The sequence below is a fragment of the Ulvibacter sp. 2305UL32-6 genome (assembly GCF_058148545.1).
Window position 1 is genome coordinate 240,923 of sequence record NZ_JBYVKA010000003.1, and the last position, 21,322, is coordinate 262,244.

The following is a 21,322-nucleotide window of genomic DNA, read 5'->3' on the forward strand; positions in this document are numbered from 1 at the left end:
TCACTTCAAAACTATTAAGACTCAATTACATGAAATTGAGGAAAACCTCAGTGAAGATGCGCTGCATTATAAACCGAGTTAAAATCAGAAAAAATGAACGACGGAACATTTAAATTCAAAAAAGATGAAAAAAATTTCAATCATTTTGGTAGCCGTAGTATTAACCCTTATGTCAGCATCATGCACTCCAGTACCAATGGTGGGTGCAAATGATCAAGAATCAAATCCCTTCGCAGATTGCTGTGGAGAACAAGGCCAACTTCCTTCAGAACCTGGTGACGATGATGACGAAGATTGATTAGTTGTCAATTTCTAATGAAAAGGTCTTCTCGTTACTGTGAGATCTTTTCATCGTATTGTAGTATTTTAGTTAAGTGTTTAGATCATCAATTGTACTAATTTTATTTTTCTTGATTTTTAGCTCTTGTAGAAATGAGCCCGATATATCTATTTCTCAACCAGAAATAGCACCTTCTATTCAAGAAACAATTGAAAATCTAATAGTACAGTACAAAAATAGCGATGACCCTAGTAGATTGGATTACTTGTTATCCGCAATAGATATCTCACGAGAAAAGCGGATGGATTCCTTATGGTTGGTAACAATGTACAAGTACACCAACCACCTATATAAAAAAGGGAATTATTCATTGTTCAATGAAACAAGTCAAGAGTATTTATCAAACGCAATTCAATGGGAAGACTCACTACATATTGCGAAAGGTCATTATCAATTAGGGAGTTTTCAACTAAAAACATTTACTTATGATAGTGCGTTTTATCATTTTAATAAATCCAAGGATATTTTCATTGTACGGAAAGACAGTCTTCAAACTGGGAGAAATCTTCTCAATATGGCGATCATACAATCATATGTTAGCGACTATTATGGAAGTGAGATCAGTTCCAAAGAAGCACTTGATTACTTAACTTTTGCAGAAAACACCAAGTACATTCCTGCTGTTTACAATAACTTAGGGATTATATCCAATGAGCTTAAACAATATGAAGAAGCTATCTACTGGTATAAAAAATGTATACCCTTATTCTCAAGAGAGAACGAAAAGTTAATACTAATGAATAATATAGGGGTGGTATATAGAAACCGCGAAGACTATATTATGGCCAATAGGTACTTCGATCAGGTAATAAACTCAGAGTCGACAGATAAATATCCTTTAATTTATGCTATGGCGCTAGACAATAAGGGATATGTTAATTTACTCAAAGGTCAAACGGAAGTATTACCTCTATTGCAAAAATCATACGATATTAGGCAAAACAAAAATAGTACAAGTGGTGCAATTGTAAGTGAGTTGCATATTGGTGAATATTATTTGTCCCAGAGCCAAAATAGACTAGCTAAAACTTATTTCAAAAAAGCATTGGCAAAGGCTAATTCTATAGGGGATACTAAGAATATATTAAAGGCCTATTCGTTCTTATCTAAAAACACTTTCGACCAATTTTATACTAACTCTTACATAAGAATTAAAGATAGTATTATTGAGAGAGAAAGGTTTTTAAAACATCAATTTGCTAGAATCAGACTTCAAACTCATGAGAAAGAACAGCAAAATTTTATTTTAGAACAGCAAAACCTTGCTCAAAGACTTAACATTGAGCGGCAAAAAAACAGAAGTCTTTGGCTTGGATCTTTTACCATCTTTTTATTTCTAGTAGTTACGGGCGGAGTTATGTATTTTATACATCGTAAAAAAGCATTACGTCAAAAGACAATGATTATTGCGTTGAAGGCTCGTACCGATGAGAAAGACAAACTTGCACTTTATCTTCATGAGGATATTTCAAGTGACATTTTGAGTGGGCTTCAATTAGGCAACCGTTTACAAAAAAACGAAAGCACCAGTCAATGGGAAATTGTGCTATCACATTTTAATAATGCATATGAAAAAATCAGAAAAATATCTCAGGAAATAAGTGTTCAACATTTCAATCACGTCACTTTTACACAAAAGGTAACCCTACTTATTCGCGAGACAAGTTTTAATGCCGATCTTACTATTAAGCTGGAAGGAATTAATAGCATAAATTGGCCGAAGCTACCTCAAGAAATTCAAATAGCACTATATGGTATATTACAAGAAGGATTAAACAATATTCAAAAATATGCCAAGGCATCTGAAGTCAGTATTATTTTTGAGCAGACCCACAAAGAGTTTAAGATGATAATTTCTGACAATGGGCAAGGAATAAAGAACGACGCATCAAACGGAATAGGCATGTTGCATATACTAAAACGGGTTACAGAACTGAATGGGACCTGTTCACTTGAAAATTACCCTTCAAATGGAGCCGTTCTAAAAGTATTTATCCCAATTTACTGGTAATTATGAAACATCTAGATATTTTATTAGTGGAGGATCATGATTTAGTTAGCTCAGGGGTTCAACAAACTCTTGAACAGGCGGAAAAATTTAAATTCCGCGTATTTATTGCTACAGACGCAGATAGTGCATTTGAGATATTACAAAACCAGCGTTTTGACATAATCTTACTAGATATTGTTTTAAAAACTAACCTTCCAAATCCAAAATTTATTGGTGGAGATGGTCTTTTTAGAGAAATATTGAAAATGAAATCTCCACCGAAAGTAATTGTTCTATCAAAAATTGATAGTCTTGGAATGTTAGATTATATTATCAATACTTTAGGTGCCGATGGTTATATCCTTAAAAGTCGAAATAGTTTAGAAGAAATTATACCCGCAATTGAAAATATAATTGAAGGAGATTATTTCTATAGTCAGTCAATCGAAAGAATTCTTCGATATAATGAAAGTCACTTAGATATAGATTTTACTGACCGAGCTATCTTAAAAGGGCTTAGTAATGGTCTAACTCAAAAAGAAATTGCACATTTTTTAGAAAAAAAAGATGTAGTAATGACGGTGTCAGCTATTGAAAAGCGTATACGGCGCCTTAAAGTGCGATTTGATTCTAATACCACTCCCCAACTAATCGCTAAAGCTATCAAAGAAGGAATAATTTAACGATAGTCAATCTCAAAATAATATTACTACCTATTGCAAAAATCATTCAATTTTTGAATAGTAATTTCAATTTTTCAAATTTAATCATTTCCAAATATCTTATTTACAACACTTTAACTTTGGCGAAGTATTAGCTATTTCATAAGAGAATTTTAAACATACTCCTATGACAACTAATAAAAATGAACTCACCAAATTGGTAGACGTAGACACTGAACTTTCCAAGTACTTAATAGAAAGCGATTTAAGCCATAATAAAAAGCATCTTGGAACCGCCCAAAAGTTAAGCACTATTGAATTTTCTAAACTCCCTAAAACAGCCCAAATATCGGACTACGCAGGAGGCATTACGGCAGACTATCAACAAGATGTTGACTATGTTAACACCCGCCTCAGTGGTGGTCTTCAAAAAGTTAAAGGACAGTCTCATATTGAGGATTCAAAGGAGGCAACCGCTGACATTGACCGTAAGATTAAGAAAATCGACCATGAGCTATCGCCATTGATTGGGAAGCTTGACGATTCTCCCAAAAAACATGAGTCAGCCGTTCGCCTTTTTGATCGAATCATAAAACCAATCGCCATTACAATTGCCTGTATAGAATTAATTGCCAACTTTGAAATCTTCGCGCTGCTGGGCGGAGGAATGATGACAAATCTAGCTACTGCAATCCTAACAGCGATCTTTGTTCATTGGTACGGATTTTTCACACCTTCAAAAGTAAAGAAATACGGAAATGGAAATCCAAAAAGAGAATTCTTAGTTTTTCTTGCTTTCCTTACCCCCTTAGTAATTCTATTCTGGCAACTTGGTCTCATGAGGATAAATTACCTGAGCGCACTTAATCCAGGTATGGAAGGAATACTAATATCAAACCCTTTGGTCTTTACTATGATCAATGTACTGGCCTTCATTATTATTTACTGGCTGGTGGCATATTATCGTCAACCAAAAGAAATTGTACACAGTTACAGGCGATACATAAAAGATTTGAAAGCCATCAGGCGATTGAACAATCAAAAGGAAGTACTTGAACAGGAGCGAAACAAGATATCACCAGAGTTACGTGGCAAGTTGACACATCGCTACAATATCCTTCTTCTAGGTCAACAAAAGGAAAAGGAGATATGTACTCGCATGCAGTCCTGCTTTGAGGAATTTAAGCTTGAACTTTTTCTTAAAACTAATGGAGCCTGTGCACCGCTCTTCTCTGGAGATATAGAAAAGGATCTTCCGAAGCTCAAACTCAACTATCAAGATATTCAACCTAAAATCGAGAAGCTATGAAATTACTTATCATCTTAACGTCCATTGTACTTCTTAACAGTTGTACAAACTACGAGTCAAAGACAGGAACCGCTATTACTTTGTTGGTGGATAGAACTGATACGCTTATTCCATCTCCAAAGCCTGGGTTTGTCCAGGAGTTGATTGGAGGTGCAAATTCAGAAAATTCTGGAGTCATTTTTCGATTCCAGAATATTGGTAACACCGATTACAACTCAACTTATAAAACTACACTCTCTGTTCAATCAGCGATGGGAAATAAGCTGATACACCAGGCTGAGTCTCAAAAGTTCTTTAGGCAGATAGATACCTTAATCGTACGAGAGAATAGTCGTGTCTTTCAATACCAAACAAGTAGTGTATTCACACCATTATTAAATCAACTCAACACCATAAGTGAAGAAGAAACGGGTGATAAGATTGTCGTAATCTGGAGTGATTTGGGTGAAATTTCCGACCTATTCAACCATCTTAAATTAAAGAATAGGAAGCAATTGCTATCCGATCCAGAATCGGTGGCAAAGCATTTCAAAAAAGAGATAACCATTCCGAATCTCAATGGAGTTAGTCTCTACATTGTCAACTTTCCCAAAACCCGCGAGCAAAATAGAATATTCCGTGCTTGGTGCAAGACATATGAAGAAATATTCAAGGACTCAGGGCTCGAACTACATATCGGAATCGATCAAACTCTAAAACTATAGCTATGAGTAAAGAATCAGGAAAAGTATTTGTTACGTCAGTTAAAAACCTCGTTGTCGCCATATGGAAATTACTTCTTCTTGGAATTCACTTGTGCGCAAAGCTAATCGAGGTATCAGCAGCTCTGATATCTCGATTAACAGGAAAAATGTTGAATTAAAAAATTATGGTATGAAACCAATATTAGATTTTATAGAAACAGCTTTCGCCGGAGGCGGTGATTTTATCGCTGGAGGTTTAGAAAGCATATTTGGAAGTGAACCAAAATTGCTAGAGGCTAAGTTTGGTGATGAAGGTGAATTACTGTCTAGATGGAATCATGGATTTGCATTAGGAAACAAGAAATTCACAACGGTTCAGAGCAGGCAGAATCTATTATTATTTGCTCCCTCGGGTGTTGGTAAAACAACCGTTTGCCTGATTCCATCCGCACTTAATATCGCATCCCAAAATGACGGAGCGAGTATGATTATTAATAATCCTTCTGGTGAATTGACACAGATGACAAATTATTTTTTGAGCCGTGGTTATACGGTTTTGAAATTTGACCCAAATAATCCAGAAAACTCCATTCACTATAATCCGCTAAGTCGGATTCGTAGCAGTTCAGATATTCAGAAAGTTGCTACCATGATAATTGGAAAATCTAACAAGGATTCAAAAGATTTCTGGAGCATCAAAGCTATTGAACTTATATCCCTCATTATTGAATTCTTACTCGACCATTGCCCAAAAGTAAATCAGAATTTAGCCAACGTCTACTATCTCTTACAAAATTTGACTGGAGATGAAGACACAATTAATGGGCTATTTTCAACGAAGAGTACAGAAAAACAATGGTTGGCATACAAGAGTGTGATTTCAAATAGTGAGAATACCAAAGCGAGTATTATCTCTTCAGCCATAGCAAGTTTATCTTTCATTGGATCTGATTCCACATTATGTGATTTAACAAGTGTGGACACATTTGATATTGCGCGAATGCGTAAGGAGAAAATTGTGCTATTTCTGAATTGCCCTTTAAATGATATGGAATATTATAAAACTTTGTTGGGGTTATTCTTCGAGCAAGTATTTTCTGAAGTTTTCCAGTTGTTGCCACGTGGAGGAGATAAAGATATCTTTTTACTAATTGACGAAATGTCCAGCATCCCGTTACCTAACCTGGCAAACGTAATAGCAAATACGAGAAAATTTCAGCTACCTCTTTTGGGAGTTTTTCAGTCGGAAAACCAAATTTTCGAGAATTACGGACAGTACAACGCTAAAACGATTATCAATAACGCTTGTAGAGTATATATGACGGGATTAACGGACGAGTGTGAACGCTTAGAGAAAACACTAGGCACATACCAATACTATGAAGGTAAAGAGGATAAGAAAGTGCTCCGAAGCCGTCCCTTGATGTCTAGTGATGAAATTAGAACAATGCCAAAGGGTCGAGTTTTAATTCTTCCAAATGGCGGTGTGCGCCCTTTGCATGTAAAAATAAAGCCATTCTATAAAATCGGGAAATATGTGAGGTATATGAAGATGGACATACCAGAAGGATACGAGTCGCTTACACCTATTAGATATAAGACTCAATACCTATCACTTGATAAAAATAAAAATGCTCAAAGCGATGTATAAAAGCAGCGCCTTATTTGATCTAGGCAAAATATTGGAGTATTTAGAAAATGGTCTTACGGCTTTATCCATTCGACTTGAAAATGCTGTTGAGAGAAAACTCAGTAAATATCATGGCAGAGACCAGCGTCGATATGCGATTCTTGAACAAGAGAAAAAAAGGCGAAAGGACAATAATGAGTTGGCAAAATCACAGGATATCGCGTTGGAAAATACGCATAAAGATACAGACGGTCTAAATCGCGAAGATCATCAGCACATTGCCGATAGAATTGAAGAATTAGGCGATATCGGACATGAGGAATCTTACGATGTCGATATGGATCGAGATTAAGCTGGTTATGTCGTTAAAGTTACAGCCATACAGAAGCCTCCATGACTATTTAGATGCTCTCTTTGAAGGCGTCGACCCATCAAATGAGTCTATAATTCTGGCTAAAAAAGATTATTGGAAAGCGTATAATTTAAACCTAATACGGCAACGCAGGAAGCAGAATCATGAGTTTTCGGTCACCTTTAGTAGGTCTGAATTTAAAATGATGAAGGATAAGCTTGAAAAGAACCAGCCAGTGTCTCAATATATTAGAAGAGTAGTATTAGCTAGCGTAAAGGGTGATGCCAAACTATGTCAACCAATCGACACAGCTATTATTGAACAACAACTCTTTCTAATTGCAGAAAATTTGAGGGAGTTAATTGAGGGTAAAAAAGACCTCACGGGAGACAAATTGAACATTTTACATTCCAACATTTCAGAACTACTAAATAAAATAGAAAGTCAGCTTGATAATCAAGAGTAAGTCATATAAGAATATTGGAGCCTATCGGCCTGTGTTTGAATATCTCCTTCGAGAATCAGAACAGGACGGTGGCTTTGTTATTACCAAATTTGTGAAAGGAACTAACCACAGTCCTGTAAAACTTGCAGACCAATTCATAAGGAATGAAGAATATCGCAAGATTAAAAGAAAAAATAACGTGGTATTATATATGGATATTCTCTCTTTTCACTCTGCCGATGGGGAAATTTCAAATGAAGTACTAAAGCGCATTACCAAGAAATACGTTTCCCTCCGCGCTCCACTATCGATGGTGGTGGCCACAGTACATCGTCATGGAAAATCACACACCCATATTCACATATGTTTCTCTGGCACAGAATATAGAACAGGTAAGTCAAATAGGATCTCACGAGATGCGTTTAAGAACAAAGTGAAAATCCCTATGGAACAGTTCCAGCGACTTCATTTTCCTGAACTCAAACGTTCAGAAATAGAACATGGCAAATCCGTAAAAAAAAAGTTCTGATTAAAGATGCTGAAAAGCAAATGGAACTCCGTGGCGTAATCTCAGACAAGCAAATACTCCTTATACTTCTTGAAAAAACCTATTTAGCTGCAGCCTCAGATCAAGATTTCTACTGCCAACTTACCGAACAAAACCTTGAACTTTATTCTCGACGTGGCAAAGTTGCTGGTATCAAGATGAACCGAAAATTCCGATTTCGCACCTTAGGGTACACCAACGAAATTCTTCGGAATTTGGAAAAAGAACGAAACAAGAGCACAAGATTACAACAGCTCAATCAGATTCGGAAAAATCAACTAGGAAAATCAAAAGCAAAGGAACGTTGATTACCGATGTCCTTTAATGGCACATGTCCTAAGTCGCAAGCTTTTAGAACATGTGGACTCTGGATGTCTCAAGTCGCTTCGGCTTTTAAGACATCTGGAGGCAGGATTGCATTGTGACAGTCATGCTTCCATTTCACAATGCGATCCTACTAGGGAAACCCTAGGACCCCTTTTCGTCGAAGTCAAATCCATTCCTATACCAGCCAAAAAGGAAAAATCAAAGAAAGGGGTTGATACATAAATGAGGCAAATTGTGCATACATTGAGAGAATTAAAAATTGAATCAATAAATATTCGTAGATTTACACTTCTCCCTGATTATTTATAAAGCCAAGGTGTTTGGTACTGAACGAACCACCAAAATACAATTTCATTTAAAATTACGGAAATCCGTAAATATTAATTGAAATCAAGAATTAATTTTGCGAAAATAAATCAACTTATGAAAATAATTTTCTCATCTCTTCATCATATAAATAAACAGGATAATGAAGCCAAGCCAATTGACATAACAATTAGTGCAGCATTAGAAACATATACCCAGGGACTGTTTAATGACATTACAGCAAACCAAAGCAAAAAGCTGTTTTCATTCAAAAGTAACCTTACTGAAGTTCGGCAGTCTATTTCTAAAATTATTAACGCTGAGGATCTTGATGAGGCAGTTACCTCTTCAGCAAATAGGCTGTTAGAAAAAGAGAAAAATGCTCAGGACCGTATTGATAGTAAGAACTTAAAAGTGCAAATATTGAAAGGGAGTTTGTTTCAAGCATATATAGAAGTGGATGGAGAGCAAAAAGTGATAATTTGTAAAGCTGACCATACTCAATTCATAGATGAAGACTTATTTACTTTAAGAAGTGGATTGCTATGGGATAAAAAGATTTTTAAGGCAGCATTGATTCATATAAATAGCGGCGCTATCGAAGATGAGGTGGAAGTTCTTGACCCAAATCATTCTAAATATTGGTATGATGAATTTTTGGAATTAATCCCGAAACACACAGACCAGTACAACACAGTCAATTCAATGGATGCTTTTGATACTAGGGTATTCAACGCAATGAAGCGAACAAATCCCACAGATTATCAAATTCTTAGAAATAGTTTTGTTGGTTATTTTAGGAACAAACAATCTTTCGATATTGAAGATTTTGTGAGTTCTTTGTTTGATAATTACACTCCATTTGATGAAACATTGAAGATAGATACTATCGTAGCCAATATTAGAAAACTCCCTGATGCCCTTAACTTCGATAAGTCATTTCCAATTTCACAAAAAGATATCAAGAAAAGAGAATCAAATACAATTAAAATTGCCGATAATATCCATTTGCAATTGAAATCTCATATTGAAAATTTTGAAGATACAATTCAGTCTGGAATAACGGATGGCGACAGAATGTATATTCAAATCTTCACGGAAGATAAGAAGGTTTATGAACAATTCAAACGCAAAAATATAAATGAGGGTTAAAGAAATTCTCATTAACAGCTTTCAACTTAGTCTCAATAATTCAATAGATATTATTGAGCGACTCGACTCTGTCATTTTTACCGCCCAATTATTGGCACATTCTGCATTAACGTTTGATAGCCTGTCTTCAATAAGAATCTTGAATGATGAATGTGAAATAAATATTTATATTAATGAAGGAGACCCTGTTCTTCAAACTGGTTTACCATTAACTGCTAGGTTTTTAAAATCCTATAATGAGATTGTCCTTTTAGATGGTGATATACTTAGTTTTAAGCTAACTATATCAAAAAATATTGAATCAGGAACATGTAACATTTACGATACCGAAACTTTTGAACAATGGATTAGGAGTTTAACAAGTTGGAAATTCTTAAATACAATTAATACTGCAATTAAAAGACTCGGGTATATTAATTTCCAATTATTGGATAATCAAGAAATTTCCTTAATTTCTCCTAGGCTAAGAGTAAATAGCCTAATAACGGATTACAACCCCATTTCTACATATCTAGAGTATTGTCACTTTAACAATAATAATGATTTTCCATATCGAGGGATTGATTTCCTAATAACCGAAAACAAAGGACAAGGTGAGGTTTTTGTTGATAAAATGATGGTATTGAGCAATCTTTTTTCGATAACAAGTTTATTTGATATTAGTTATGTAGAAAATGAAGTATTGCATTACAAATTAAATGGTTTTAAACACATTCAAGGTTTAATTGCCATCGAAGAACTGACGGATAAATATGTTGTTTACGCCAAAATCAATAAGTGGATATACAAGGATAAGGGGAATGAGCCCGATAAAATTGGAATCGCTAGAAATGTCATTTCAATTCATAACAAAGATAAATCTATTGCTATTGAAGATGATGTTTATCACTCTATTCTATCTGGGTATAAAATTTATCTCAAAGAAAACATCTCAAAATATGTTGAGATCAGATCAAAGCTGAATAATGAATTGAGCGAAATTCTTAAAGAGACTAAAAATTCGCTTCAAGAACTAACTTCAAATTATCAAAAAAGCAATTTCTTATATATCTCATTTTTTATATCAGTGTTCATTATTCGGACACTCAATAATGCCGATTTTGATAAAATATTTACAAAGGATGCTACAATCATATTTTTTGCCTTAATGGGGATTTCACTTATCTATTTGGTTTACTCTTTAATTTTGGTTTTGACGTCTAGGAAACGTATTATCAACCGTTATAATGCCATGAAATTAAAGAATACGGACCTGTTAATGAAATCAGATATAGACCTAATTTTGAATAATGATGAAGAGTTTAATAATGAAAAGACGTATTCTAAAAATAGGATTATAGGTTTTATTTTGGTTTGGATTCTTACACTATTAATGTTTGCTGTTGCTGTTGCTTGGCTATCTGATTATTTTTAATAGTTTCTTCCAAATACCTTCTCCGAATCAAACTATTCATTTTATTTTTCGTCACTTGCAACTTTTCAAGCTTGTCTTTTAATCTAAAGGCGTCCAGAAGTATTTCCACCACAAAAATGAAGTAACTTAACTTTTACAAATCTCTTAAAAAGATATGGTCTTAATGAAATGGACCATACTGAAATCTTCAAATATTTCTTGTAAGTATGTTAAAAAAAACTAATTGATTTCTATGTAGACTATTTATATTTTAACTACCTTTTGAGGTACAGAATTTCATTAAATGACCGAAGAAATAAACGAACAGAAAGAGCTAACTCAAGGGGAACGATCATTCGTAAATAAATATCTTATAGATCATGGATATGGTAGCCATAAAAAGAAAGCTAAAGCTCCGATAATTTCGAAAACCAAATTTGAAAAAAATATACGTTGGAAGCATCCATCGGTTTTAAAGCTTCTTTCAGAGTCCAAAGAACTGGCGGATCCAATTGAAATTATTCGGGAGAAAAGTAAAAGTTTAGTATTGAATGCATTTTCCCTTGGATGGGTAGGACCTCCATTTGATATGGTTGAACTAGCTAAAATGAATGGAATTCAAGTTAGCCCGAATGATATGGTGGCTGAAGCTAGAATTTTTCCAATCAAGGATAGTTTTAGTATAGAATATAACCCTACACAGAGTCCTGCAAGAATTAACTTCTCAATCGCACATGAAATTGCACATACACTTTTCTCAGACTGCGCAGATACTATGCGTTATCGAAAAAATGAACGTGAAAAAGAAGCATGGGAACTAGAATTTCTGTGTAATATAGGTGCATCAGAAATTTTACTTCCCTATGCAGAGTTTACCGCTATAGCTAATCAAGTTGTACCAACAATTGAAAATCTAATTAAAATAGCACGTATGTATAGGGCGTCCGTCGAATCTGTTTTTTTAAGATTTAGTCAAGTTGTAGAAAAACCATGTAATGTTGTTGTGTGTTCTTTTAAAAATGACGGCTCTCTTGTGGTGGACTACAGTAAGGCATCGCTAAACTCAACTATACAGGTTCCAAAAGGGTATGTTATTCCAAAATATTCTAAAGTATATGAATGTATAAAAGCTCGATGGACTTCGTATGCCAAGGAAACATGGGATTTATTTAATGACACTAGATACATAGTTCATGGCGTTGGACTGTCCCCAGTAAAGGGGCACGCAACTGCTCGTATTGGGATACTTATTGTGCCTGAAATTTATGACCCAACTCCTCAAGTTGGTATTTATATGGTAAACGGTGATGCCACAGAACCTCGTGGTAGTGGAATGAAAATAATTACTCAAATAATTAATACGAGTGGCGGATTAGGGTTTGGTTTTGGCCGCGCAATGGCTAAGAAATATCCCCAGACGAAAAAATCTGTATCTAGTTGGAAATTAGATAAAGATGATTTCCAGTTAGGAAATAGTCGTATTGTTGACCTGGATGATAATTGTTATGCATTCCAAATTTTAGCTCAAAAAGGTATTCGTCCGACCAAGGGTATTATACCGCTCAAATATGAAGCTCTTCGAAAAGGCCTTGTCGCTTTAAAAGATTTTGCATTATCTTCAAATAGCTCTGTCCATATGCCAGCCATTGGCGCTGGACAAGCAGGAGGAGATTGGAAGATTATTAAAGGGATGATCTATGACGAATTAGTCTCAAAAGGTATTAATGTCACTATTTATCTACTCCCCGGTAATAGAATTAAATCAAATCAATCTACAGTTTTAACGCTTTTTAAAGGGAATGAATGAGAAATAAAAAAATTATTGTTGTCATTAGTGGAGAAATCGCTAGTGGTAAAAGCTCAATCTGTAAGGGGCTCGAGGACAAGTATAATTTTGTTACTTATAGTACAAAAGAGGCCTTAATTGAAAAAGCCAAGGCAGAAAACGGGGGAAAGATACCGAACACTAGAGGATACCTTCAAAAGTATGGTCAAAAGTTGGACAAAGAAACTGGAGGTAAGTGGGTTCTGGATCACCTGCAATCAAAGATAAATGAAGAATTACGCGTTATTATTGACAGCGCAAGAATTATAGAGCAGGTTGGTTCATTGAGAGTAGCATATGGATTATCGGTTCATCACATTTATCTTCATGCCCCATATGAAGCTAGAAGAAAAAGATTCATTTCAAGGAATCGTGAATCTGATAATTTTAGTTCTGCAGATGAGGCGAAGGATAAATTTGAATTATATTCTAGTGATCCCACTGAGAAACAAGTCCATACCCTAAAATCAAAAAGTGATATAGTCGTACACACGGAAGATTCTTCTAATCCAATGGATCACGTTGTTCGGATCTCGAGTTATTTAAGAATTATGCCTAAAATACATAATCGTAATGTGGATATTATTGTCGGCGGACAATTTGGCTCGGAAGGTAAGGGGCAAATAGCAGGCTATTTAGCACCTGAATATGATTGTTTGATTCGAGTTGGTGGTCCGAATGCCGGGCACAAAGTTTACGATGAACCAGAACCACAGGTTTTTCATATTATTCCGTCTGGTTCGGTTCGAAACCAAGAAGCAAAGATTGTGATTGGCCCTGGAGCGGTAATTAGTGAAAAGACTATCATGAATGAGATTCGAAAATTTTCAATTTCGTCCGATCGGATAATCATTGATGAGAACGCAACGATTATTACTGAAGATGACATTAGAATTGAAGGAATTATTGATACAATAGGATCTACTAAACAAGGCGTAGGTGCAGCAACGGCAAATAATTTATTTAAGCATCGATTGTCTTCTAATGTGGCATTTAAAGCTAAGAATTCTTCTACATTAAAACAATACATTGGCTCTGCACATGAGGAATACGATAAAATGAATCTTGGAAACAAAAAAGTTCTTCTCGAGGGCACACAAGGCACCTTTCTAAGTATTCATCATGGATTTTACCCACACGTAACCTCCAGAGAGACCTCAGCAATAGGTTGTGCTGCTGAAGCAGGGATCGGTATAAATAAAATACGTAAAATTGTAATGGTTGTCAGGCGCTATCCAATTCGTGTTCAAAATCCAAATGAGGGCACGTCGGGGGAATTTTATAGTAATGAAATAGATTTAGAAGAAATATGTAGACGGGCCAAGTATCCCCTTGAGGAAATGCGAAAAATTGAGAAAACGACAACAACAAAAAAAGATAGGCGAATCGCGGAATTTAATTGGCGCTTATTTAGGAAGGCGTGTGAACTTAATACTCCAACTGATATTGCGTTTACCTTTTCAGATTATATTTCTTACGAAAACCAGAAAGCCAGAAGATACGATCAACTTACCGAAGATACAGCTAAGTTTATAGAAGAGCTGGAGCGCTGTTCCGAGGTGCCTGTTAGTCTTATTGCAACAAGGTTCTCTTTTCGCTCAATAATAGACAAACGAAATTGGATATAGATGGATGTAAATGAATTTATTAAGAAAAGACCTTTTGTTTATCATCTCACGAATGAAGCTAATGTACCGTTGATTTTGGAACATGGTCGCATTGCGAGTACCAATCGATTAATTACATTATCAGACCTTAGCAATCAAGATAAAAAGACCCTCATGGAGAGTCGAAGACCAGAGCATGTAAAGGTTAACGTTAATGGGAATAACATTAGTTTGCGTGACCAACGCCCTATTTCGATTAAGGCACTTGAAAAGAGTTTATTAAATAATTGGAAAGCACCAGATTTTATAAAGCATCTAAATAATCGAGTTTTTTTCTGGCCTACCCTAAAAAGACTTCAAACTCATTTTGACCGATACGAACCTGAAGGGCCCATTATTCTTCGTGTTAAATCAAGTGATTTGCTAATAACTAATTCGGCAAGACTTAGATTCTGCCGCCTTAATTCTGGAGCAACGCGATGCCATCACCTTTATGGAGGGGCTCCTCCTCCTCGTGGTAAGGATACCTTTCAAAAAGCTCCTGATTTTGATTTTTCTGTAGCGCAAGTAGCGGAGGTAACGTTTGAAAACCACTGTATTCTTCCAAATAATGTTTGGACAGCAGGTGATCCAGATGGACCATGGTTGGAGGTTGAGTTATGACAAATTTGTTTTACCTATGTTTTACCTTCGTAAAATAAAAAAGGCCTCAACATCTCTGTTAAGGCCTTTGTACCTTGGGCGGGAATCGAACCCGCACGCCGTGAAGCACTGGATTTTGAATCCAGCGTGTCTACCAATTCCACCACCAAGGCAAATGCGACTGCAAAAATAAGCATTTTTTTATACCAAACGATATATTTTTGGTTTCCTATAAAAAAAGTCACCAAACGGCCTTTATGTTGTTAGTAACTCAAAACAATTTTTTTTCTGAAAGCCCCGCCTTTCATTTACCTTTGTAGCTTACAACCAAACCGTCCAAAAACATGTCATTAGATAAGCCGCAACCCAAAATATTTGCCTGTAAACAGAGTCAGTCACTAGCCGAAGACATCGCCAAATCTTTTGGTATTTCCCTAGGAAAGGTGATTACCTCAACCTACAGCGACGGCGAATTTCAACCTTCTTTCGAGGAATCTGTACGCGGAAGCAGAGTATTTATTATTGGGTCTACACATCCCAATAGTGACCACCTTATGGAAATGCTCTTAATGCTAGACGCTGCAAAACGTGCCTCTGCAAGACATATTACTGCGGTACTTCCATATTTTGGATGGGCAAGACAAGACAGAAAAGACAAACCTCGCGTTCCTATTGCTGCGAAACTAGTGGCAAAAATGCTTGAAACTGCGGGTGCCACGCGAATTATTACAATGGATCTACACGCCGATCAAATTCAAGGATTTTTTGAAAAACCTGTAGATCATTTGTTTGCCTCTACGATCTTTTTGCCTTATTTAAAGAAATTGAACCTAGACAACCTAACGATCGCATCCCCAGATATGGGTGGTAGTAAACGTGCCTATGCATACTCAAAAGCTTTGGAAAGTGATGTAGTGATTTGCTACAAACAACGTGAAAAGGCCAATGTGATCTCGCACATGGAACTTATTGGTGATGTACAAGGTAAAAATGTTGTTCTTGTAGATGATATGGTTGATACTGCCGGAACCCTTACTAAAGCAGCAGACCTAATGATGGAACGTGGCGCATTAAGCGTACGTGCTATTTGTACGCACCCAATTCTTTCTGGGAATGCCTACGAACGCATCGAAAATTCAAAATTAGAGGAACTTATAATTACAGATTCTATTCCGTTACGCCAAAAGAGCGACAAGATTCGGGTTCTTACCTGCGCGCCTCTCTTTGCTGAAGTTATGCTTAGTGTTCATGGTAATAAGTCGATTAGTTCTAAGTTCTTAATGTAATTGTTATGTCCTTTTTTCCTTCAATGAAAAAAGGAGCACGAACGCGTTAAGGATAGCAGCGGCATCCTTTTTTATTGTCATAAACTTTTTGCACTTCGCCTACGCTCTATGTGACACATCAAAAATGACAATATAAAAGATATAGCGAATAGCCTGACCGAACGAAGTGAGGGAACGCCCTAAAAAGTACGTATTAAAGGAGTTTCTTTTCTCTTTCTTCTTTTGTCTTTATTCTTACTTAGAATTTTTCGCTCTTTTCAGAAAAAAAGCTACATTTGCACCCCGCTAAAGCAAAGAAGCAGAGGCGATTCATTTAAATAAAGAAAAAAAGTAATGAAATCAATTACAATCGACGGATCTAAAAGAGAAAGCGTGGGCAAGGTTGCAACCAAGGCCCTACGTAATGCTGGTCAGGTTCCTTGCGTAGTATACGGAGGAGAAGAGCCAATTCATTTTTCAGCACCAGAACTGGCATTTAAAAACTTAGTATACACTCCAGACGTGCATACAGTTGTGATTGCCTTAGAAGATGGCACTAAAGTAAACGCTATTCTTCAAGATATTCAGTTTCACCCAGTGAATGACCGAATCTTACACATGGATTTTTACCAAATCTTCGACGATAAAGAAGTGATGTTAGAAATTCCTATTCGTATTGTTGGTAACTCTCGTGGAGTGAAAAATGGTGGTGTTTTACGTGTAGTTTCTCGTAAACTTCGTGTAAAAGCAATCCCAGAAAACCTTCCTGATTTTATCGAAGCAGATATTACAGACATGAAAATTGGTGCTAAAATGTATGTAACGGCTGTAAAATCAGACAAGTACAGCATTTTACACACAGATAACACAGTTATTTGTCAAATTAGAACTTCTCGTACTGCCGTGGCAGACTTGGATGATGATGAAGAAGGTGAAGATGCTGGTGATGTACCTGCAACTGAAACTGACGACACAGCAGCTGTTCAGGAATAATTTTCCAAAAATCAACATATTTAAAAGCATCTCGTTTATTCGGGATGCTTTTTTTATTTTTACTGAAAATTAGCAACTATGCTCAAGTGGCTTCGGAAATGCTTCGGAATTGATTCTGAAAAAGAACTGGATCAAAATAATGATTCGGCGCAAAACGCTTCCGACGAAAAATCTAAAAGTTCCCCGTCTGCGGGGGCAATGAATATGAAAAAATTTCTCATTGTTGGTCTAGGCAACATCGGTCCGAAATACGAACATACCCGCCATAATATTGGCTTTAAAATAGTAGATCATCTCGCCCAAACGGAAGGTCTTACCTGGGAAACAGCCAAACTAGGCGACGTTACAACACACAAGAAAAAAGGACGTACTTTTATTCTGCTTAAGCCAAGCACGTATATGAATTTGAGCGGAAAGGCTATCAAATACTGGTTGGAAAAAGAGAAAATTCCTCTGGAGCATTTATTAGTCATTACCGATGATCTAAACCTTCCCTTTGGAAGCATTCGTATCAAGACCAAAGGTAGTGATGGGGGTCACAACGGCCTTAAAGACACTCAAAACACCTTGCAAACTACACAGTACAATAGGTTTCGATTTGGAATAAGTGATGCTTTTACAAAAGGACGACAAGTTGATTACGTCCTTGGTGAATGGACCCCAGAAGAAGAAAAAGCGCTGGAAGAACGTTTGCCAATAGGTGCAAAGATCATTGAATCTTTTGGCTTGGCAGGAATAAATATTACCATGAACACCTACAACGGCAAATAATATGCAAGAACACAAAGGAGCCTTCCAATATCAAAATACGCGTCGCAGTGTTGTGACTATCGGCACTTTTGATGGAGTACATGTTGGCCATAAAGCGATTTTAGAACGTGTTGTTGCTACCTCAAAAAAAGATGATCTCGACTCAGTATTGCTCACCTTTTTTCCGCATCCAAGAATGGTGCTCCAAAAAGACAGCGATATAAAAATGATCAATACGCTTTCAGAAAAAAAAGAGCTACTCGCAGCTATTGGGATCGATCATTTGATCATTCACCCGTTTACAAAAGAATTTTCCAGAATGACCGCGGTTGAATATGTTCGCGATATTTTGGTAAATCAGTTGCATGCCAAAAAGATCATTATTGGCTACGATCATCGCTTTGGAAGAAACCGAACCGCCAATATTACTGATCTAAAAGAGTTTGGAAAAACCTATAACTTTGAAGTAGAAGAGATCGATGCCCAAACATTGGATGATGTTTCTGTGAGTTCCACAAAGATTCGGAAAGCGCTCGAAGTTGGTGATATTGAAACTGCAAACACCTATTTGGGCTACCCTTTTATGATCTCTGGAACGGTTGTGAAAGGAAAAGCGATTGGTCGCACCCTTGCCTACCCTACTGCCAATTTAAACCCTTCCGAACCTTATAAACTCATTCCTATGAATGGGGTGTATGTTGTTTCCGCGGAAATAAACAATAAGCTTGTATATGGCATTACCAGTATTGGAACCAACCCTACAGTGGGTGGAACTAAGCAAACAATTGAGACTTATTTCTTAGATTTTGACGGCGATCTGTATAACCAACCTATACAAATCAATTTTTTGACACATATTAGAGACGAAGAGACGTTTAACAATATTGAGGCACTGAAAACAGCCATTAAGAAAGACGAAATCTTTGCACAAAACTACATTAAAGCCCGTGAATAAATTTCTATTTAAGCAAATTGACAATACAGGCCTCGTTTTATTTCGGGTAGTCTTTGGATTGTTGATTGCCATTGAAGGATATGGCGCAATCGCTACGGGTTGGGTTCGCCGCACCTTGATGGAGCCTGAATTTACGTTTAATTTTATTGGTTTCGACTTCTTACAGCCACTTCCTGGAAACTGGATGTATGTGTATTTTGCACTCATGGGTACCTTTGGCGTACTCGTTATGGTAGGATATAAATACCGCTTTAGCATGTTCTGCTATGCCCTTATGTGGAGCTGTGTTTATTTGATGCAAAAAACGGCCTACAACAACCATTATTATCTCATGATGTTGCTATGCTGGATCATGGTCTTTTTACCTGCCAACCGTTGGTTTTCGTTAGACGCAAAGATCAATCCGTTGCTAAAATCGCCCGCCATGCCGCGTTGGGTGTTGTTAATTCTTATTCTTCAGGTTTGGATCGTATATACCTATGCTTCGGTTGCAAAACTGTATCCAGATTGGTTAGATGCTACCGTAGCCCAACTATTTATGAAAGGTAAGGCAGATTACTGGCTAATTGGCGAGTTTTTACAACAGCGTTGGGTACATTGGTGTATAGCTTATGTTGGTATTCTGTTTGATTTACTTATTGTGCCGTTACTACTCTGGAAGCGTACAAGGCTCTTCGGATTTGCCATTGGGGTGTTTTTTCATCTTTTTAATTCGATTGTTTTCCAAATTGGGATCTTTCCGTATATGTCGATCGCATTTGCCTTCTTTTTCTTTTCTTCGGAAACATTACAAAAACGATTTCTTCCGAAGAAAACACTATACACAGGTGACGAAGTTATTGTTCCGAAGTATAAAAACGCACTTCTTACCGTACTCGCTGTTTACTTTATCTTTCAAATCGGACTCCCATTACGTCATTGGGCATTTCAAGATGATGTACTTTGGAATGAAGAAGGACACCGCCTTAGCTGGCGCATGATGTTGAGATCCAGAGGTGCCACGCTCAAAATTACTGTTGAAGATAAAGAAACAGGGAAACGCCAACGCTATGATTATATAAAATTACTATCTAAAAAACAGCGCCGCTCCGTAAAATCGAAACCCGATCTGCTCTGGCAACTCGCACAGCGCATTAAAGCTGCAGAAGCAAAAGAAGGTCGTGATGTTGCCGTTTATGTAGATTCGAAAGTGAAGATCAACGGCGGTATTTATCATCAGTTTATCGATCCAGAAGTAGATCTTGCGGCAGAATCTTGGCATCATTTTAAACATCATGACTGGATCATGCCAGCGCCAAAAATGTATCATGCCGACGAAGCCACATTAGAAAAACAACGAGAAATCAATAGTACAATCCGGAAACGGATGGAAGAAAAACGAAAAGGAGACACCGTTTCAAATCCGTTTTTGCTCAAAGGGCTTCTTAGAACTGACACCGTTAAGACAGTCAAAGATTCTCTTTAAAATATTGAATACAGCGGCCTTTTAAAAGATGCCAAAACCTTGTTAGCACGGAATTTTTTTAGATAAACTTTATTGACATGTTTAGCCAAACTATCTGAATATCAGCTTATTTTAATTACTTTTAAAGAAATATAATCTGATGAAAATTTCAAAAAACCTGTTACAAAATTTTTTATTCCTTTCCTTTTTTGCTTTTTTATTACTAACACAATGTAAGAATCCGGAGCCTCGCTATCAAGATGAAATTGCGGCACATTTCGGCAAGTTACATTACCTACAGGTTGAATTTCCGGGTAAAGTTAGTTTTAATTCAAAGGAGCCTCTTACCATTGCCAAAGGTATCGCCAAACATTCATCAGATACCATTCCGAGTGTATCATGGTTTATGGTAGCAAATGAAGATGGCCAACTTGGCGACCTTTATGTGGGATCAGCTAACATAGCCACAACCGGCGTAGTGCAAATGAGCGCAGGGGATTATGTTGCTGGTTCTAAAAAATGTTGGGACATCTCTAGTTCAGATGGCAACTCTGCTGGTAGTGTTATTAAACGGAATAACTGCTTAAGTCAGTTGAATATATTAGCGCTAATAGAATGTGTTTTGGCCAGTGATGGTTCTTCTGAATTTAGCTGTGCTACCGATTGCTGGATGAATAATTCACAATGCTTTTAACAACAAGCGTT

Annotated in this window: 21 protein-coding genes and 1 tRNA gene; 21 read left to right on the forward strand and 1 reads right to left on the reverse strand. The window is 36.6% G+C overall.

Annotation, left to right across the window (positions count from 1 at the left end; translation table 11 throughout):
- Nucleotides 1-124 precede the first annotated feature (124 nt).
- The 15 genes from ACY2RU_RS10805 (at nucleotide 125) to ACY2RU_RS10875 (ending at nucleotide 15,231) form a co-directional block, all read left to right on the forward strand.
- Nucleotides 125-298 (forward strand): hypothetical protein, encoded by a 174-nt coding sequence (locus ACY2RU_RS10805; RefSeq protein ID WP_490138472.1) that lies wholly within the window; start codon nucleotides 125-127, stop codon nucleotides 296-298.
- 112 nt (nucleotides 299-410) lie between these two features.
- Nucleotides 411-2,351: a tetratricopeptide repeat protein gene (locus ACY2RU_RS10810; RefSeq protein ID WP_490138473.1), complete on the forward strand. Its 1,941-nt coding sequence runs from the start codon at nucleotides 411-413 to the stop codon at nucleotides 2,349-2,351.
- A 2-nt stretch (nucleotides 2,352-2,353) separates the two neighbouring features.
- Nucleotides 2,354-3,013 (forward strand): response regulator, encoded by a 660-nt coding sequence (locus ACY2RU_RS10815; protein ID WP_490138474.1) that lies wholly within the window; start codon nucleotides 2,354-2,356, stop codon nucleotides 3,011-3,013.
- Nucleotides 3,014-3,179: 166 nt separating this feature from the next.
- Nucleotides 3,180-4,301: a hypothetical protein gene (locus ACY2RU_RS10820; protein ID WP_490138475.1), complete on the forward strand. Its 1,122-nt coding sequence runs from the start codon at nucleotides 3,180-3,182 to the stop codon at nucleotides 4,299-4,301.
- The gene (locus ACY2RU_RS10825) at nucleotides 4,298-5,005 is read left to right on the forward strand and encodes a hypothetical protein (protein WP_490138476.1); all 708 of its coding nucleotides are present in this window, start codon (nucleotides 4,298-4,300) and stop codon (nucleotides 5,003-5,005) included. The genes ACY2RU_RS10820 and ACY2RU_RS10825 overlap by 4 nt, the downstream gene beginning before the upstream one ends.
- Nucleotides 5,006-5,066: 61 nt before the next feature.
- Entirely contained in the window at nucleotides 5,067-6,635 is a 1,569-nt protein-coding gene (locus ACY2RU_RS10830) for a type IV secretory system conjugative DNA transfer family protein (protein ID WP_490138477.1), read from the forward strand.
- Nucleotides 6,628-6,966, forward strand: coding sequence for a hypothetical protein (locus ACY2RU_RS10835; RefSeq protein WP_490138478.1), 339 nt, complete (start codon nucleotides 6,628-6,630; stop codon nucleotides 6,964-6,966). Before ACY2RU_RS10830 ends, ACY2RU_RS10835 begins: the two co-directional genes overlap by 8 nt.
- Nucleotides 6,929-7,432, forward strand: a complete 504-nt coding sequence (locus tag ACY2RU_RS10840; RefSeq protein ID WP_490138479.1) for a hypothetical protein — start codon at nucleotides 6,929-6,931, stop codon at nucleotides 7,430-7,432. Before ACY2RU_RS10835 ends, ACY2RU_RS10840 begins: the two co-directional genes overlap by 38 nt.
- Nucleotides 7,416-7,940, forward strand: a complete 525-nt coding sequence (locus ACY2RU_RS10845; RefSeq protein ID WP_490138480.1) for a relaxase/mobilization nuclease domain-containing protein — start codon at nucleotides 7,416-7,418, stop codon at nucleotides 7,938-7,940. The genes ACY2RU_RS10840 and ACY2RU_RS10845 overlap by 17 nt, the downstream gene beginning before the upstream one ends.
- A 20-nt stretch (nucleotides 7,941-7,960) precedes the next feature.
- Entirely contained in the window at nucleotides 7,961-8,266 is a 306-nt protein-coding gene (locus tag ACY2RU_RS10850; protein WP_490138481.1) for a hypothetical protein, read from the forward strand.
- Between the two features lie 442 nt (nucleotides 8,267-8,708).
- Nucleotides 8,709-9,743 (forward strand): hypothetical protein, encoded by a 1,035-nt coding sequence (locus ACY2RU_RS10855; protein WP_490138482.1) that lies wholly within the window; start codon nucleotides 8,709-8,711, stop codon nucleotides 9,741-9,743.
- The gene (locus ACY2RU_RS10860; RefSeq protein ID WP_490138483.1) at nucleotides 9,733-11,157 is read left to right on the forward strand and encodes a hypothetical protein; all 1,425 of its coding nucleotides are present in this window, start codon (nucleotides 9,733-9,735) and stop codon (nucleotides 11,155-11,157) included. The genes ACY2RU_RS10855 and ACY2RU_RS10860 overlap by 11 nt, the downstream gene beginning before the upstream one ends.
- A gap of 283 nt (nucleotides 11,158-11,440) precedes the next feature.
- Nucleotides 11,441-12,943: an ImmA/IrrE family metallo-endopeptidase gene (locus ACY2RU_RS10865; protein ID WP_490138484.1), complete on the forward strand. Its 1,503-nt coding sequence runs from the start codon at nucleotides 11,441-11,443 to the stop codon at nucleotides 12,941-12,943.
- Complete coding sequence (locus ACY2RU_RS10870; RefSeq protein WP_490138485.1) at nucleotides 12,940-14,589, forward strand: adenylosuccinate synthetase; 1,650 nt, start codon at nucleotides 12,940-12,942, stop codon at nucleotides 14,587-14,589. Before ACY2RU_RS10865 ends, ACY2RU_RS10870 begins: the two co-directional genes overlap by 4 nt.
- A complete protein-coding gene (locus ACY2RU_RS10875; protein ID WP_490138486.1) occupies nucleotides 14,590-15,231 on the forward strand; it encodes a DUF7002 family protein in 642 nt (213 codons plus the stop codon). It abuts the gene before it with no gap.
- A gap of 70 nt (nucleotides 15,232-15,301) precedes the next feature.
- Here ACY2RU_RS10875 and ACY2RU_RS10880 read toward each other — a convergent pair.
- Nucleotides 15,302-15,383 (reverse strand) — tRNA-Leu (locus ACY2RU_RS10880).
- Nucleotides 15,384-15,554: 171 nt separating this feature from the next.
- Between ACY2RU_RS10880 and ACY2RU_RS10885 the strand changes: the two genes are divergently transcribed.
- The 6 genes from ACY2RU_RS10885 (at nucleotide 15,555) to ACY2RU_RS10910 (ending at nucleotide 21,311) form a co-directional block, all read left to right on the forward strand.
- A complete protein-coding gene (locus ACY2RU_RS10885) occupies nucleotides 15,555-16,496 on the forward strand; it encodes a ribose-phosphate pyrophosphokinase (protein WP_490138487.1) in 942 nt (313 codons plus the stop codon).
- 333 nt (nucleotides 16,497-16,829) lie between these two features.
- Entirely contained in the window at nucleotides 16,830-17,468 is a 639-nt protein-coding gene (locus tag ACY2RU_RS10890; RefSeq protein WP_490138488.1) for a 50S ribosomal protein L25/general stress protein Ctc, read from the forward strand.
- A 78-nt stretch (nucleotides 17,469-17,546) separates the two neighbouring features.
- Nucleotides 17,547-18,239, forward strand: coding sequence for an aminoacyl-tRNA hydrolase (pth, locus tag ACY2RU_RS10895; protein WP_490138489.1), 693 nt, complete (start codon nucleotides 17,547-17,549; stop codon nucleotides 18,237-18,239).
- A 1-nt stretch (nucleotide 18,240) separates the two neighbouring features.
- Complete coding sequence (locus ACY2RU_RS10900; RefSeq protein ID WP_490138490.1) at nucleotides 18,241-19,173, forward strand: bifunctional riboflavin kinase/FAD synthetase; 933 nt, start codon at nucleotides 18,241-18,243, stop codon at nucleotides 19,171-19,173.
- Nucleotides 19,166-20,638, forward strand: a complete 1,473-nt coding sequence (locus ACY2RU_RS10905; RefSeq protein ID WP_490138491.1) for an HTTM domain-containing protein — start codon at nucleotides 19,166-19,168, stop codon at nucleotides 20,636-20,638. The genes ACY2RU_RS10900 and ACY2RU_RS10905 overlap by 8 nt, the downstream gene beginning before the upstream one ends.
- A gap of 139 nt (nucleotides 20,639-20,777) precedes the next feature.
- Nucleotides 20,778-21,311, forward strand: coding sequence for a hypothetical protein (locus tag ACY2RU_RS10910; protein WP_490138492.1), 534 nt, complete (start codon nucleotides 20,778-20,780; stop codon nucleotides 21,309-21,311).
- The last annotated feature ends 11 nt before the right edge of the window (nucleotides 21,312-21,322 follow it).